At 72.7% G+C, this 15,401-nt stretch carries 15 protein-coding genes and 1 pseudogene; 7 read left to right on the top strand and 9 right to left on the bottom strand.

The features are described from left to right. Positions 1-338 (bottom strand): annotated as a pseudogene (locus Q7T15_RS06880) (hypothetical protein); the annotation flags it as partial. A gap of 144 nt (positions 339-482) precedes the next feature. Here Q7T15_RS06880 and clpX point away from each other — a divergent pair. From clpX to Q7T15_RS06865, 3 genes are all read left to right on the top strand, one after another. Beyond that, on the top strand, positions 483-1,760 hold the full coding sequence (gene clpX / locus Q7T15_RS06875; RefSeq protein ID WP_304694625.1) for an ATP-dependent Clp protease ATP-binding subunit ClpX: 1,278 nt from the start codon (positions 483-485) through the stop codon (positions 1,758-1,760). A gap of 99 nt (positions 1,761-1,859) precedes the next feature. After that, positions 1,860-2,384 (top strand): pyridoxal 5'-phosphate synthase, encoded by a 525-nt coding sequence (locus Q7T15_RS06870; protein ID WP_304694623.1) that lies wholly within the window; start codon positions 1,860-1,862, stop codon positions 2,382-2,384. Between the two features lie 198 nt (positions 2,385-2,582). Then, positions 2,583-3,764 (top strand): MFS transporter, encoded by a 1,182-nt coding sequence (locus Q7T15_RS06865; RefSeq protein ID WP_304694627.1) that lies wholly within the window; start codon positions 2,583-2,585, stop codon positions 3,762-3,764. A 27-nt stretch (positions 3,765-3,791) separates the two neighbouring features. On the opposite strand, the gene Q7T15_RS06860 is transcribed toward Q7T15_RS06865, so the two are convergent. The 7 genes from Q7T15_RS06860 to Q7T15_RS06830 form a co-directional block, all read right to left on the bottom strand. After that, positions 3,792-4,463 (bottom strand): response regulator transcription factor, encoded by a 672-nt coding sequence (locus Q7T15_RS06860; RefSeq protein ID WP_304694621.1) that lies wholly within the window; start codon positions 4,461-4,463, stop codon positions 3,792-3,794. Positions 4,464-4,548: 85 nt separating this feature from the next. Beyond that, positions 4,549-5,820, bottom strand: coding sequence for a hypothetical protein (locus tag Q7T15_RS06855; RefSeq protein WP_304694618.1), 1,272 nt, complete (start codon positions 5,818-5,820; stop codon positions 4,549-4,551). Beyond that, positions 5,817-6,983 carry a sensor histidine kinase gene (locus Q7T15_RS06850; RefSeq protein WP_304694616.1) on the bottom strand — a complete coding sequence of 389 codons (1,167 nt, stop codon included), beginning with the start codon at positions 6,981-6,983 and terminating at the stop codon, positions 5,817-5,819. The genes Q7T15_RS06855 and Q7T15_RS06850 overlap by 4 nt, the downstream gene beginning before the upstream one ends. 59 nt (positions 6,984-7,042) lie before the next feature. After that, the gene (locus Q7T15_RS06845) at positions 7,043-8,023 is read right to left on the bottom strand and encodes a hypothetical protein (RefSeq protein WP_304694614.1); all 981 of its coding nucleotides are present in this window, start codon (positions 8,021-8,023) and stop codon (positions 7,043-7,045) included. A 1-nt stretch (position 8,024) separates the two neighbouring features. Beyond that, positions 8,025-9,224 carry a homoserine O-acetyltransferase gene (locus Q7T15_RS06840; protein ID WP_304694612.1) on the bottom strand — a complete coding sequence of 400 codons (1,200 nt, stop codon included), beginning with the start codon at positions 9,222-9,224 and terminating at the stop codon, positions 8,025-8,027. An 84-nt stretch (positions 9,225-9,308) separates the two neighbouring features. Then, positions 9,309-10,625: a bifunctional o-acetylhomoserine/o-acetylserine sulfhydrylase gene (locus tag Q7T15_RS06835; protein WP_304694610.1), complete on the bottom strand. Its 1,317-nt coding sequence runs from the start codon at positions 10,623-10,625 to the stop codon at positions 9,309-9,311. Between the two features lie 141 nt (positions 10,626-10,766). Further along, a complete protein-coding gene (locus Q7T15_RS06830; RefSeq protein ID WP_304694608.1) occupies positions 10,767-11,903 on the bottom strand; it encodes an acyltransferase family protein in 1,137 nt (378 codons plus the stop codon). A 47-nt stretch (positions 11,904-11,950) separates the two neighbouring features. Between Q7T15_RS06830 and Q7T15_RS06825 the strand changes: the two genes are divergently transcribed. Genes Q7T15_RS06825 through Q7T15_RS06815 form a run of 3 tightly spaced genes read left to right on the top strand, consistent with a single transcriptional unit; the run spans position 11,951 to position 14,043 of the window. Then, positions 11,951-12,748 (top strand): SDR family oxidoreductase, encoded by a 798-nt coding sequence (locus Q7T15_RS06825; RefSeq protein WP_304694606.1) that lies wholly within the window; start codon positions 11,951-11,953, stop codon positions 12,746-12,748. A gap of 5 nt (positions 12,749-12,753) precedes the next feature. Continuing rightward, entirely contained in the window at positions 12,754-13,449 is a 696-nt protein-coding gene (locus tag Q7T15_RS06820) for a uracil-DNA glycosylase (protein ID WP_304694604.1), read from the top strand. A 9-nt stretch (positions 13,450-13,458) separates the two neighbouring features. Continuing rightward, on the top strand, positions 13,459-14,043 hold the full coding sequence (locus Q7T15_RS06815; protein WP_304694602.1) for a GNAT family N-acetyltransferase: 585 nt from the start codon (positions 13,459-13,461) through the stop codon (positions 14,041-14,043). A 25-nt stretch (positions 14,044-14,068) separates the two neighbouring features. Here Q7T15_RS06815 and Q7T15_RS06810 read toward each other — a convergent pair whose 3' ends face one another. Further along, positions 14,069-14,692, bottom strand: coding sequence for a hypothetical protein (locus Q7T15_RS06810; RefSeq protein ID WP_304694600.1), 624 nt, complete (start codon positions 14,690-14,692; stop codon positions 14,069-14,071). 140 nt (positions 14,693-14,832) lie between these two features. Between Q7T15_RS06810 and Q7T15_RS06805 the strand changes: the two genes are divergently transcribed. Then, a partial coding sequence (locus Q7T15_RS06805) for an amidase (protein ID WP_304694598.1) occupies positions 14,833-15,401 on the top strand: 569 nt, incomplete at its 3' end.

The following is a 15,401-nucleotide window of genomic DNA, read 5'->3' as shown; positions in this document are numbered from 1 at the left end:
CCGTGCGCCGGGTGCCCGGCGGGGGCATCCGCGCCCGGGGCGACGGCGCCGCGGCCTGCCGGGCCCAGGAGCGAGAAGACGAGGTGGAAGACGGCCTGATCGAGAGCGATGACGCCCGCGAGGCCGAGGCGCGAGAGGCGGCCGTCGCGGAGGGCGGAGAGGGCGGTCATGCCGAGGAAGCCGGAGACGCCGACGCCGAGGAGGAGGGCGAGAGCGTGCGGCGCGGCACCGCCCGCGAGCGTGTGCGCGGAGGCCGCGATGACCGTGGCGACGAGGGCGACGATCCACGACGCGGCGACGCGCGAGCGTCGGGCGGCCAGGTCGGCGTGCATCCTCATGTCCCTTCCAGGGTACGCCCGCGGCGGCGGGTCGAGTTGTGTTCGGAGCGAGGGCCGCGAGCGACGGGCGCGCGGGGGCGCGCGGTGCGTCACGAACGTCGGTTCGTCGGGCTAGGCTCGGGTGCAACCAGGGAGGAGGGCGCCATGGCCCGCATCGGAGAAAGCGCCGACCTGCTCAAGTGCTCGTTCTGCGGGAAGAGCCAGAAGCAGGTCCAGCAGCTCATCGCCGGCCCCGGCGTCTACATCTGCGACGAGTGCGTCGAGCTCTGCAACGAGATCATCGAGGAGCGCCTCGCCGAGTCGAACGAGCAGGCCACGGCCGAGTTCGACCTCCCGAAGCCGAAGGAGATCTACGCCTTCCTCGAGGAGTACGTGATCGGCCAGGTCGCGGCGAAGAAGTCGCTCTCGGTCGCCGTCTACAACCACTACAAGCGCATCCGCGCCCGCCAGACCCTCACCGCGGCCGACCAGCTCGCCGACGACGTCGAGATCGCCAAGAGCAACATCCTGCTCATCGGCCCGACCGGCTGCGGCAAGACCTACCTCGCCCAGACTCTCGCGAAGCGCCTCAACGTGCCCTTCGCCGTCGCCGACGCGACCGCGCTCACCGAGGCCGGCTACGTGGGGGAGGACGTCGAGAACATCCTCCTCAAGCTCATCCAGGCCGCCGACTACGACGTCAAGCGCGCCGAGACGGGCATCATCTACATCGACGAGGTCGACAAGATCGCCCGCAAGGCCGAGAACCCGTCGATCACGCGCGACGTCTCGGGCGAGGGCGTGCAGCAGGCGCTCCTGAAGATCCTCGAGGGCACGGTCGCGAGCGTCCCGCCGCAGGGCGGCCGCAAGCACCCGCATCAGGAGTTCATCCAGATCGACACGACGAACGTCCTGTTCATCGTCGCGGGCGCCTTCGCCGGCCTGGAGGACATCATCAGCCAGCGCGCGGGCAAGCGCGGCATCGGCTTCGGCGCCCCGCTGCACGACAAGGCGCAGGAGAAGAACATCTTCAGCGAGGTCCTCCCGGAGGACCTCCACAAGTTCGGCCTCATCCCCGAGTTCATCGGCCGCCTGCCCGTCGTCACGACCGTCTCGCCGCTCGACCGCTCGGCGCTCATCGACATCCTCACGACGCCGCGCAACGCGCTCGTGCGCCAGTACCAGCGCATGTTCGAGATCGACGGCGTCGAGCTCGAGTTCGAGCAGGACGCCCTCGACTCGATCGCCGACCTCGCCGTGCTGCGCCAGACCGGCGCCCGCGGCCTGCGGGCGATCCTCGAGGAGGTCCTCGGCCCGATCATGTTCGAGGTGCCGTCGAACGACCAGGTCGCGCGCGTCGTCGTCACGCGGGCCGCCGTGCTCGAGAACGCCGCGCCGACGATCGTGCCGCGCCGCCCCGTGCGCCGCGAGAAGAGCGCGTAGCCCGCACGTCCCGCCCGGCCGCTCCGCTGCGGCCGCGCGTCGCTCCGGCGCGCGCACGCGCTCTCGCCCCGGCGCGGATGCCCGGTCTACGCTGACGCCATGATCGAGTCCCAGCGCGACCGCCTGCGAGCACTGCCCGACTTCCCCGCCGACCTCCCGGCCTTCGACCCGGCTTCCGCGCCCGCCGACCCGCAGCAGCTCTTCGTCGCCTGGCTCGACGACGCGCTCGCGCACGACGTGCTCCAGCCGCACGCCTTCACGCTCTCGACGGCCGGCCCCACCGGCCACGTGACCGCGCGCACGCTCATCCTCAAGGACCTCGTCGACGGCCTCTGGGTGTTCGCCGGCGCGCGCTCGACCCGCAAGGGCGTCGACCTCGCCGCCAACCCCTTCGCCTCGATGACGTTCTACTGGCCGGCCCGCGGCCGTCAGGTCCGCGTGACGGGCGAGGTCGAGGAGCTCTCGAGCGAAGTCGCCGCGGCCGATTGGCGCGCCCGACCCGCGAGCACGGGCGACGCGAACCCCGATTGGGCGGCGTGGGCGCTGAGCCCGACCGAGATCGAGTTCTGGCAGGCGCGGCACGACCGCGACCACGTGCGCCACTGGTACCGCTTCGGCGGCTGATCGACCGCCCATCCCTCGGAGGATGGAGCGACGACGGGAATGACCGAGCCGATCGAATCGTTTCGATAGGATGTCCGAGTCCCCCATCGTCGAAGAGGTCCCGTGAGCTTCCCCACCGCCCCCGTGCCCGTTCTCGACCCCGAGGAGGGGTTCGTCGCCCGCGATCGGCACGGGAGCCCGCTCAGCCGCCGCCGCGTCATCGCGGCCCTGCTGGCCCTGAGTCTCGGCGGCTTCGGCATCGGCTCGACCGAGTTCGTGGCGATGGGGCTGCTGCCCGAGCTCGCGATCGACCTGCTGCCGGGCATCCACGCCCAAAATCCGGACGTCGCGATCGCGCAGGCCGGCTGGCTCATCACCGCCTACGCGCTCGGCGTCGTCGTGGGCGCGCCCACGATCGCGGCGTTCGCGGCCCGCGTTCCGCGGCGCACGCTGCTGCTGTGGCTCGCGGCCGCCTTCACCCTCGGCACCATCGCGTCGGCGACGCTGCCGACCTTCGAGACCGTGCTCGCCGCGCGATTCGTCGCCGCTCTGCCGCACGGCGCCTACTTCGGGATCGCCGCCCTCGTCGCCGCCGACCTCATGGGGCCCGGCAAGCGCGGCCAGGGCGTCGCGCTCGTGCTGTCGGGTCTCACCGTCGCGACCGTCATCGGCGTTCCGGTCATCACCTGGGTGGGGCAGAACGCGGGCTGGCGCCCGGCGTACCTGCTCGTCGCGGCGCTCTTCGCGGCGACCTTCGTGGCGATCCGCGCCCTCGTGCCGTGGCAGCCGGGCGATCCGACGTCGACGGTGCGCTCCGAGCTCAGCGCGTTCGCGCGCCCCCAGGTCTGGATCTCGCTCGGCGTCGGCGCGATCGGTTTCGGCGGGTTCTTCGCCATGTACACGTACATCGCGCCCATGGTCACCGAGCTCGTCGGCCTGCCCGCGGGTGTCGTGCCGATCATCCTCATCACGACCGGCGTCGCGATGACGATCGGCAACCTCGTCGGCGGCCGGCTCGCCGACGGCGGCACGGTGCGGGCGATGTTCCAGGGCTTCGCGGCCCTCATCGGGTCGCTCCTGCTGCTCGGCGTCGTCGGCGGCACCGTCGTCGGGCTATTCGTCGCGACGTTCCTCGTCGGGTTCGCTGCGGCGACCGTGAGCCCGATCATCCAGACCCGGCTGATGGATGTCGCGGGCCGCTCGCAGACGCTCGCCGCGGCCCTCAACCACTCGGCCCTCAATCTCGGCAACGCGAGCGGAGCGTTCCTCGGCGGACTCGTCGTGGCCGCCGGCTGGGGATACCTCGCGCCGGCGTGGGTCGGGCTCGCTCTCGCGCTCGGCGGCGCGGTGCTCGCCGTCGTGAGCGTGGCGATGGAGCGGCGCGCAGCCGCGGCCGTCTGAGCGAGCGGGGCGCCGCTGAGGGAGCCCCTAGGCGGTGAAGGTTCCCGGCGCGTCGACGAGGATGCCGTCGGCGATGGCCTGCTTGCGCAGCCCCACCTTCGTGCCGACGTCGATGCCCGCGATGCGGTACTTCTCGCGGATGCGCTTGAGGTAGCTCTTCGCGGTCTCCTCCGAGATGCCGAGCTGGTACGCGACGGCCTTGACGGGCTCGCCGGCGCCGTAGAGGGCCATGACGCGGCGCTCCTGCGCGCTCAGACGGGGGGAGCCGCCGACGTCGGCGGCGTTGAGCGCGAGGTCGAGCTCGGCCGAGACGAACGACTCGCCGGCCTTCGCGGCGCGGATCGCCTCGACGATCATGCCCGCGTCCTCGCTCTTGACGAGGTAGCCGAGCGCGCCGGCGTTGAGCGCCTCGCGCACGACGTTGGGCTCGGAGTAGGTGCTCATGAGGACGACCGCGACGCCCGTGGCGCGCAGGGTCTGGATCTTGAGCGAGACGGGGATGTTGTCCTTGAGGTCGAGGTCGAGCAGGACGACCTCCACGGGGAACTCGGGGTGGGCGAGGAGCTCGGGCCAGCTCGCGACCGCGGCGACCATCGAGATGTCGTCGGCCGCCTGGCGGATCCACTCGGTCAGGGCTCCGAGGAGCATGCGGTGGTCGTCGACGAGGGCCAGACGGATGGGGTCGCTACCTGGTGCCATGTTTCGCGTCCTTCGACTCGGTGAGCAGGTGCTCCGGTGCTTCTGCTGCGGGCTCGCGCGCTTCGGGTGCGCGTCTCGCCCTGGCTCAGGTCGTGCGGCCCGCGTCGACAGGATTCTCGACGGGGCAGTCGATCTCGATGCGGACGATGCTCGATGCCGTGCTGTCACTGTACCGGCCGACCCGGTCCAGGGCCTCCCACACACCCGGATCGACGCGATTCCGCCGCAGGCCCGTGATCTCGAGGTGGATCGGGATGATCGAGCGGCCGTCGACGTCGACGCGCCCGCTCGTCATGGGGCCGAGCTCGACAGTGACCGACTCGGCGGGCGTCGATCCGAGCGGATCGGCCCCGAGCATCCACAGCGCCGCCAGCAGCGCGTCGCGCTGGACGTCGTCGAGGAGGCCCGCGAGCGTGCCGGGGTCGCTGATGGTCACGCGGCGGCCGAGCTGCTCCGACTCGGCGACGGCGTGGAAGAGCCAGGTCTCGCGACGACCCTCGAGGAGGTGCAGACGCAGCTCGGTCGCGAGGGTCGCGGCGCGCGAGGAGTACTCCGGCGGCAGCGGCAGGGGGGTGCCGCCGACGGCGACGGCGTCGAGGAGCTCCTCCGCGGCGAGGTCGAGGCGCGCGAGCTCCTCGGAGGCGAGCATGCCGACCGCGAGTCGCGGCGCGGTCACGGTCGACTGGACGAGGACGCGGTCGAGCTCGCGCTTGAGCATCCGCTCGAAGCCCGCGACGAGCAGGACGCCCGTGATGCCGGGGGCGACCGCGAGGGCGAGCGTCACGAGCTGGTGGGGGATCGTGACGGGCGTGAGCGGCGTCGTGAGCATGATCGCGACGATGAAAGCGACGCCGAGCGCGGCCGTCGCGACGAGCACCTCCCACCCGGCTCGCAGGGTGACGACGATGAGGAGGACGAAGCCCGCGCTCACCGAGGCGGTCGCGTACCGGCCGATGTCGCCGAGCGGCGCGATCGTCATGAAGTCGAGCCAGACGACCGCAGCGAGGGCGGCGAGGAAGAAGCCGTAGAGCCAGTCGGGCAGTCGCTCGCCCGTCGCCGAGATCGTCACGATGAGCCCGAGGAAGGTGACGAGCAGCAGCAGCCAGGCGCCGAGGCCCGGGAGGAGGCTCGGGTACTCCTCGGCGCGGAGGAAGAACAGGCCGACGCCGAGGATCGACTGCAGGGCGGCGATGATCGCCATGCCGATGCCGAGGAAGCCGGAGCCGAGAGCGGAGGCGTGCGTGGAGGTCGCGGTGCCGCGGCGCACCGACGAGCGCGCGCCGGCGCGACGGATGCTCCCGCCGAGGGTGCTCTCCTCCGGGAGCGTGTAGCGGAGGCCGGTGCGCGAGGAGCTCATCGGCGCGGCACCTCCAGCATGACCGTGGTGCCCGCGCCGGGGGTCGAGAAGACGCGCGCGCTGCCGCCGACGTTGCCGAGGCGGGCGACGACCGACTCTCGGAAGCCGAGGCGGTCGGGGCTGATGGACTCGGGCGAGAAGCCGACGCCCGCGTCGGTGACGACGGCGCGCACGATGTCGTCGCTCTCGGTGATCGTCACGTCGGCCTCCTCGACGCCCGCGTGCCTGCGGACGTTCTCGAGGCACTCGGCGAGGGCGAGCAGGAAGGCGTCGAGGACGTCGTTCGGGAGGAGCACGTGCCCCGTGCCGTGCCATCGCACGGTGAGCCCCATGCGGAGGAAGCGCTGCTTGACCGACTCGAGCGTCGTGCCGAGCGTCGTCTCGCCGACCGGCTCGAGGCTGTAGGAGCCCGAGAAGCGCGGCATGGGCGTCGAGCCGAGCCGGAGCTGGCGCAGCAGGCGCGCGTCCTCCTCGGCCTGCTGGCGGAGCGCCTCCTCGCTCACGCCGACGCCGGAGTGGGCGAGCAGGGTGAGCGTCGCGAGCACGGTGTCATGGAGAAGGCGGGCGCCCTGGCGGCGCTGCGCCTCGAGCTCGCTCGCCTGCCGCTCGGCCTGGTGCGAGAGTCCGATCTGCTCGATGCGGCGCATCGCGCGCTGCACGCCCGCGGTGACCCAGATGCCGATGATGAGCGTGATGACCCAGCCGGCGAGGGTCGCGATCGCGGGAACCGAGACGAGCCCGCGCGTGGGGCCGGCGGTCGCGACGAGCACGCTCGAGCCGAGAGCGCCGAGGGCCCAGACGATCCAACGGCCTGTGCGCTCGCTCAGCACCATGCCGATGGCGCCGAGACCGGCGGCGCCGAGCGGCGCGAGCGAGACCGGGAGGGCGACGTTCGCCGATTCGCCCCACGGGAGCTGGGCGAGCGCGAGCGCGCCGCAGCCGAGCACGATCGACAGGATCACCCAGCCGAGATTGCCCGAGCGCCCGACCATGACGAGCGCCGCGGCCTGGCCGGCGAGCACGATGAGCACCGACGGCAGGACGTCCGGGTCGACGATCCCGGGGAGGGACACGCAGATCGCGGTGAGCGCGACGCCGGCCAGCCCGAAGGCCCGAGCGGCGCGCTGGAGGAGCGCGCGGCGCTCCTTCGCGATCAGGTCCATGCTTCTCCGTCGAGGAGCGTCGGGTCGCTCCAGTGACAGTCTGTCACCTGCACTGCGCGTCAGTCATCCGCAGCGCAGGCCGCGGTGATCGCCGCGTAGATCGCCTCCTTGGTCGCGGCCTCGGAGACGACCGTGACGGTGCCCGTGCGCTCGCCGAGCGCGACGTCGACCCGGAAGAGCGTGCCCTGCTTGTCGTCGGCGATCGCGTGGGCGTCGCAGCGGTTCGGCGAGAAGCGCAGCGGCACGACGATCGGCGCATCCGGCGGGCTCGCGGGGTCGATCACGACATCGAGGGGGATGCCCTCCGCACGCTCCCCGGCGCCGTCGAGCGCCCCCAGCAGGACGGTGCCGCCCACGCCCGTCAGGCGCACGAGCTCCGCGCCGCCGCCGCCGCCGACCGGACCGGGCTGAGCCCGCACGACGAGCTCGACCCCGATCGTCCCGCCTCCGGCTCCCGGGCCGCCCGCGCGCACCGCGAGCTCGACGCGCTCGCCGACGGCCTGCGCGAAGCACGCGCCCTCGAGCCACGCGGCCCACTGACCGATGCGGTCGGTCGTCGGCACGCGCAGCTCGGCGACCGAGCCGTCGGCGAGCGGGACGAGCAGCACGGCGTCGGGAGCGGCGGGCTCGGCGGGTGCGGCCGGCTCGGCGAGAGCGGGGCAGCGGGGGTCGACGAGGGTCATCGGGAGATCCCGCGTCGCGCCGGCGGGGATGACGGCGTCGTCGGAGCGCTCGAGCGCGGCGCTCAGGAGGGGCGACTCGAGTCGGGCCCCGTCGAGCGCGAGCGGGGCATCCCCCTCATTGGTCACCGAGAGCTGGATCCCGTCGCGCGACGGGTCGATGCGGGTGCGGTAGACCTCCATGACGACGGCGATCGCGTCGGTCGAGACGGGGAGGCCCGGGGGAGGGGGCGCGCTCGGCGGGGGATCCGCTGCGGGCGCGGCCGCGCATCCGGCGACGCCCAGTCCGAGCGCGACGATCGCGACGGCCGCGATCGCCCTCGCCGTGCGCGCGGCAGGTCGACGCGGGCGCGCGCGCATGTCAGCTCGCGAGCAGCGCGGCCAGGTGGGGGCCGACGAGGTCGTTCTCGATGAGGAACGCGTCGTGGCCGAAGGGGGAGGAGATCACGACGGCCCCCGAGCCGTGGATCGTCGACGGCAGCGCCGCCGAGATCGCCTGCTGCTGCTCGACGGGGAAGAGTCGGTCGGTGTCGATGCCGAGGACGAGGGCGCGCGCGGTGACGACCGCGAGCGTCTCGGCGAGCGTTCCGCGGCCGCGCGTGACATCGTGCGAGTTCATCGCCTCGACGAGGCGCACGTAGCTGTTGGCGTCGAAGCGGCGCGTGAACTTGTTGCCGTGGAAGTCGAGGTAGCTCTCGACGGCGAAGCGCCCGCCGCCGCCGAGCGGGTCGAGCACGCCCTGCCACGAGCGCTCGAAGCGCTCGTTGAGCTCGTCGGGCGAGCGGTAGTTGAGCAGGGCCATCCGACGCGCGAGGGCGAGGCCGCGGTACGGGCCCTCGGCCTCGTCGTAGTAGTCGCCGCCGCGGAACGCCGGGTCCATCCGGATCGCCTCGAGCTGGACGGAGTTGAGCGCGATCTGGTCGGCGCTCGAGATCGCGGGTGCGGCGAGCACGGCGAGGCGCTCGACGCGCTCGGGGTGCGCGACGGCCCACTCGATCGCGTGCATGCCTCCCATCGATCCGCCGACGACGGCGAAGAAGCGCTCGACGCCGAGCTGGTCGACGAGCATCCGCTGCGCCGCGACCTGGTCGCGGATGGTCACGTACGGGAAGCGGGAGCCCCACTCGGCGCCGTCGGGCGAGAACGAGGCGGGGCCCGTCGAGCCCTGGCAGCCGCCGAGCATGTTCGGCGCGATGACGAAGAAGCGGTCGGTGTCGATCGCAAGTCCGGGGCCGACGATGCCGCTCCACCACCCCGAGGTCGGATGCCCGGGGCCCGGCTTGCCGGTCAGGTGGCTGTCGCCCGTGAGCGCGTGGCACACGAGCACGGCGTTGCTCGCGTCGGCGTTCAGTTCGCCCCACGTCTCGTAGGCGAGGCGGACGTGGGGCAGTCGTGCTCCGGATTCCAGCTCGAGCGGGCCGAGGTTCGCGAACAGCCGCTCGCCCGCGTCGTCGCCCTCGCGCCAGGCCCCCGTGACGGGCGGGGTGCCGCGCAGGGCGCGCCGGTTCGCCTCGGTGATGAACGCCGAGGGGACGGTGTCTTCGGAGGTCTGCCAGTCCATGTCGACTCTCATTCTGACGCAGACGACGCCGGGCCCCCGCCAGCGCGTGGCGGGGGCCCGGTCGAGAGGGGCGGATGCCCGGTGTCAGTCCTCGCGGTTCGCCGCGACGACGGCGCGCGCGGCCGCGAACCCGGCCTCGAGGTCGGCGATGATGTCGTCGATGTGCTCGAGCCCGACCGAGAGCCGAACGAGGCCGGGCGTGACGCCCGCCGTGAGCTGCTGCTCGGGCGTGAGCTGCGAGTGCGTGGTCGACGCGGGGTGGATGATGAGGCTGCGCACGTCGCCGATGTTGGCGACGTGGCTGAACAGCTCGACCGAGTCGACGAGCGTCCGGCCGGCGTCGACGCCGCCCTTGAGCTCGAACGACAGCACGGCGCCGACGCCGCGCGGGGCGTACTTCTGCGCCGCGGCGTGCCACGGGCTGGTCTCGAGGCCCGAGTAGTCGACCGTCGCGACGTCCGGGTGGGCCTCGAGCCACCGGGCGACCGCGAGCGCGTTCTCGACGTGGCGCTCGATGCGCAGGCTCAGGGTCTCGATGCCCTGGATGAGCGCGAAGGCGTTGTCGGGCGAGACGGCCGCGCCGATGTCGCGCAGCAGCTGCACGCGCGCCTTGATGATGTACGCGATGCCGTCGCCGAGCACGCCCGTGTAGCTCGCGCCGTGGTACGAGGGGTCGGGCTGCGTGAGGCCGGGGAACTTCTCGGCGTTCTGCGACCACGCGAACTTCCCGCCGTCGACGATGACGCCGCCGAGGACGGTTCCGTGGCCGCCGAGGAACTTCGTCGCCGAGTGGACGACGATGTCGGCCCCGTGCTCGAAGGGGCGGATGAGGTACGGGGTCGCGATCGTGTTGTCGACGATGAGCGGGAGACCGTGCTCGTGCGCGACGGCGGCGACGCTCTCGATGTCGAGGATGTTGACCTTCGGGTTGCCGACCGTCTCGCCGAAGAAGAGCTTGGTGTTCGGACGCACCGCGGCCGCCCACGCGGCGGGGTCGTCCTGGTCCTCGACGAAGGTCGTCTCGATGCCGAGCTTCGCGAGGGTGTACTTGAAGAGGTTGTAGGTGCCGCCGTAGATGCTCGAGGACGACACGATGTGGTCGCCCGACTGCGCGATGTTGAGCACCGCGTACGTCGTCGCGGCCTGACCGGAGGCGAGCAGGAGTGCCGCGGTGCCGCCCTCGAGCGCGGCGACGCGCTGCTCGACGACGTCCTGCGTGGGGTTCTGGATGCGCGTGTAGATGTTGCCGAACTCGGCGAGCGCGAAGAGGTTCTTGGCGTGCTGCGCGTCGTTGAAGACGTAGGCCGTCGAGCGGTAGATCGGCGTCGCGCGCGCGTTCGTGGTCGGGTCGGGCTGAGCGCCGGCGTGGATCTGCAGCGTCTCGAACTGGTAGTCGCTCATCGGGGCTGCTCCTCGTGGGGTCGCTGGCCGGGCGGTCGACGGCCGGCGCACGCCCACGCTACGGAGGCGGGCATCCGACGGTCAATGCCGGCGACACACGCCGTAACGCGCTCGCCCCCCGCGTGCGCCGACGCCGCCCGCTCAGCGGCGGCGCGCGCCCGTCGGGTCGGTGCGCGAGGGGCCGATGCGCAGCGGGCCGGTCTTCGTCTCCTCCGCGGGGCGGAAGATCCACGAGGGCTTCGGCTCGATGAGCGGGCGCGTCAGGCGCCTCACCCACGGGCTCGCGAGCAGCACCGTGATCGCGACGCTCGCGAAGAGCAGGCCCAGCAGCCACGTGAACGACGAGTTCTCGCCGCCGATGACGCCCGACTCGCGGATCGGCCACAGCACGAACGAGTGCAGCAGGTAGACGTACATCGTCGACTGGCCGAACGCCGTCATCCACGTCTCGTGCCGCGGGACGAGCACGAACACCGCCGCGGTGAGCAGCATCGCGAGGGCGATGAGCAGCAGGCGCACGGCACCGGCCCACCACTGATCCTCGCCGAGGCCCTCGTACGAGTCGTCGTAGAAGAACCAGAACCGAAGATCCATCTCCCGCCAGACGTCGATGAAGGCCACGAGGACGGCGCCCCACGCGACGAGCACGCCGACGGCGACGAGGCGCGCGGGGACGGTCTGCCGCTCGACCAGCCGCCAGCGGTCGACGAGGCCCCACTCCTTGAGCTTCCAGCCGAGGACGAAGAAGGGGAGGATCCCGATCGCGCGCGAGAGCGAGAAGGTCGAGTCGACGTTCGTGAGGTACCCCACGCCGACCGAGAAGACGATCGCCCACAGGAGCGGCCAGCGGATGAGCGCGAGGTAGGGCAGCACGAGCCGGAAGATTCCGAGCGCGAGCAGGAACCACAGCGTCCACGACGGCGTCGTCGGGTTGACCGCGAGCGTGCCGGAGGCCGCGAACTGCAGGAGGGTCCAGATCGTCTCCATGATCACGTAGGGCAGCAGGATGTCGGTGATCACCCGCTGCATCTGCCGCGCGGACGGCGGGCCCGACTTCGAGAAGTAGCCGCTGATGATCGCGAACGCCGGCATGTGGAAGGCGTAGATGAAGAGGTAGACGACGAGCGCGTTGTCGCTCTCGTACGTCAGGCGCTGGATCGCATGCCCCGCGACCACGAGCGCGATGCAGACGAAGCGCGCGTTGTCCCAGAACGGCACGCGCTCGCGCGGGGGCCGCACCCGGCCGGTCGAGGGCGTCGTCGTGGTCGTCGTGCTCATCCGCCCAGGCTAGGCCAGCACCCCGATCGCGGGAGTAGCGTTGCCGCATGACCGACTCGCCCTCCGTTCCGACCTTGCGCGCCGTCGTCACGGGCGCGAGCTCCGGCATCGGCGCCGCGACCGTGCGCCTGCTGCGCGCGCACGGCTGGGAGGTCACCGCCGTCGCCCGCCGGGCCGATCGGCTCGCGGCGCTCGCCGACGAGACCGGCTGCGCGATCGTCGTCGCCGACCTGACCGTCGAGAGCGACGTGGATGCCCTGGCCGAGCGGGTGCGCGCGGCCGGCCCCCTGCACGCCCTCGTCGCGAACGCGGGCGGAGCCATCGGCACCGACCCGGTCGCGACGGTCACCTCCGAGGTGCTCGCCGCATCCTTCGCGACGAACGTCCTCACCGCGCAGGCCGCGATCTCCGCCCTCCTGCCGTCGCTCCGGCTCGGCGCGGTCGAGCGCGGCTCGGGCGACATCGTCGCCGTCACCTCGACGGCCGGCCAGGTCGCCTACGAGGGAGGCGGCGCCTACAACGCCGCGAAGTTCGCTCTCCGCGGCCTGCTGGGCGCTCTGCGTCTCGAGCTCGCGGGCGAGCCGCTGCGCGTCGTGCAGATCGCGCCGGGCATGGTGCGCACGGAGGAGTTCGCGGCGAAGCGCTTCGGCGGCGACCACGGCAAGGTCGAGGCCCTCTACGCCGGAGTCGAGCATCCGCTGGTCGCGGAGGACGTCGCCGCGGCGATCGTCCACGCGATCGAGCTGCCGAGCCACGTCAACCTCGACGAGGTGACCATCCGCCCCGTCGCGCAGGCCGCGCAGCACAAGCTCGTGCGCGAGCCGCTGCGGGTGCGCGAGGGCTAGCCGGAGTGCCCGGCACGGCGGACCAGCCGAACCCGCTCACGGGGCTCGTGGCCCCCGACTGGGCCGACGCGCTCGCCCCCGTCGCCGACCGCGCCGTCGCCCTCCTCGCCGAGCTCGAGACGGAGGCCGCGGCGGGCTCGCCGTTCCTGCCCGACGCCTCGCTCGTGCTGCGGGCCTTCCGCACGCCGCTCTCCGAGGTCCGCGTGCTCCTCCTCGGTCAGGACCCGTACCCGACGCCGGGTCACCCGGTCGGGCTGAGCTTCGCCGTCGACCGGGCCGTCCGTCCGCTCCCGCGCAGCCTCGTCAACATCCACCGCGAGCTGCGCGACGACCTCGGCGCGCCGACCCCCGAGCACGGCGACCTCTCGGCCTGGCAGCGGCAGGGGGTGCTGCTGCTCAACCGCGTTCTCACGGTGCGGCCCGGGTCGCCGGGCTCGCATCGCGGGCGGGGCTGGGAGGAGGTGACGGGATGCGCGGTGCGCGCGCTCGCGGAGCGGGGAGGCCCTCTCGTGGCCATCCTGTGGGGCCGCGATGCGCAGTCGGCGCAGCCTCTGCTCGGCGACGTCCCCGTCGTCGCGAGCGCGCATCCCAGCCCCCTGTCGGCGCGCACGGGATTCTTCGGCTCGCGGCCGTTCTCGCGCGCGAACGCCCTCCTCGTCGGGCAGGGCGGCGCCGCCGTGGACTGGACGCTGCCCGCCTAGACTGGCCCCGTGCTGGAGGAGGAGTACCAACCGCGACGCGTGCTGCCGCCCCACCTGCGGAAGCAGCCGGAGCCGGAGGCGCCGTTCGCGTACACGATCCGCGAGGCGACCGAGGCCGATCTGCCCTGGGTGCGCGAGATCTACAACCACTACGTGGCGAACTCGACGGTGACCTTCGACGAGAAGCCGTGGACCCTCCGGGCGCTCAAGACGAAGTTCGCGAAGGTGCGCGCGCTCGGCCACCCCTTCCTCGTCGCCGAGTCGCCCGCGGGCGTCATCCTCGGCTTCGCGTACGTGTACCCGTGGAAGGAGAAGGCGGCCTACCGCTTCACGGTCGAGAACTCGATCTACCTCGGCCCCGCGTCCACGGGCAAGGGGCTCGGGCGCGCTCTGCTCGGCGAGCTTCTGGAGCGCTCGCGCGCCGCCGGCATCAAGGAGGTCATCGCGGTCATCGCCGACCGCGGAGCCGAGGCGTCGATCGCCCTGCACGAGCAGTTCGGCTTCACGAAGACCGGCGAGATGGCGAGGGTCGGCTTCAAGTTCGAGCGCTGGCTCGGCATCGTGATGCTGCAGAAGTCGCTCAAGAAGCGCTGACGCGCGGGGCGACCCGGCGGGCGGGTCAGTCGTAGACGACGTCGAGGATGTCGCCGGCGATGACGACGGCCTCCTCGTAGAAGACCTCGCCGCCGAGCAGCGTGACGACCGAGATCCAGGCATCGTCCGTGACGACGTGGTGCACGGCGCCCGGGCCCTCCTCGTCGCCGAGCACCCAGAAGGTCGCGTCGCCGTTCGTCGTCGCACCCTCGTTGAGGCCCTGCGAGGTGAGGTCGGTCACGATCTGGGCGCGCGTCGACGTCGAGACGGGGGCCACGCTGAGGGTGAAGGCGGCGATGTTCGGCCGGGCCTCGTCCTCGTAGAAGCAGCTGATCCCTCCCGCGGCCTCCTCGCGCGTCGGCTCGGGGAGGTACGTGGCGCCGATCTCGGTGCCGGGGCCCCCGACGAGCGAGATGCCCTGGTCGAGGAACGACTCGACCCGCGCCTCGGGGAGGATCGCGGTGCAGTCGGCCGGCATCGTGAAGGTGAGGTCGACGGGCGCCGGGGCGGCGGTCGGCTCGACCGTCGGCTCGACGGTGGGCTCGACCGTCTCGACCGCCGCGGGCTCCTCCGGCTCGCTCGCGCAGCCGGCGAGGCCGAGGGCGAGAGCGAGGGCCGTGGCGCTCGAGAGCAGGCGGATCGGGGTCATGGCACTCCTAGGCTGCGAGGTCGTCGGCGCGAATCTAACAGCCGTCCCGCCGCCTCCCCTCCGCGCGGGGACCCTCGGGCACCGGCGGCGGGCCTTCGTTGCCGAATCGTTGCACGGGCCCGCTCGCTAGGCTCGCGAGGGTGTTCGAACTCCACCATCTGAGCGCCCTCGAGCAGCGGGAATGGCTGCACGCGAGGCGGACCTCGCCGAGCGAGCTCCTCGAGCACTACCTCGCGCGCATCGAGCGACTGAACCCCGAGCTCGGGGCTCTCACGGTCGTCGAGGCCGACCGCGCGCGCGCAAGTGCGCGCGAGGTCGAGACCTCGGTGCCGCGCACCGCGCCGCTCTGGGGGATCCCCTTCGCGGACAAGGAGCTCGTGCCGCGCGCGGGCCGGCGCACGACCTTCGGCTCTCGGCTCCACGCGGACGCGGTCGCGACCGAGTCGCACGAGCTCGTCGCGCAGCTCGATGCCGCCGGCGCCGTGAGCGTCGGCGCGACGGCGGCCCCCGAGTACGGGCTCGCCTCCTACACGGAGTCGCTCGTCGCGCCGCCCGCCCGGAACCCGTACGACCTCTCGCGCGGCGCCGGTGGGTCGAGCGGCGGCGCCGCCGCCGCGGTCGCCGCGGGCCTCCTGCCGTTCGCGCCCGGGAGCGACGGCGGCGGCAGCATCCGCATCCCGGCCTCGGCGTGCGGGCTGGTCGGCCTCAA

Origin of the sequence: Microcella sp. (assembly GCF_030645145.1) — a bacterium.
Classification (GTDB): domain Bacteria; phylum Actinomycetota; class Actinomycetes; order Actinomycetales; family Microbacteriaceae; genus Microcella.
The sequence above is the reverse complement of the archived record's forward strand: the minus strand, read 5'-3'. Positions and strand labels throughout refer to the sequence as shown.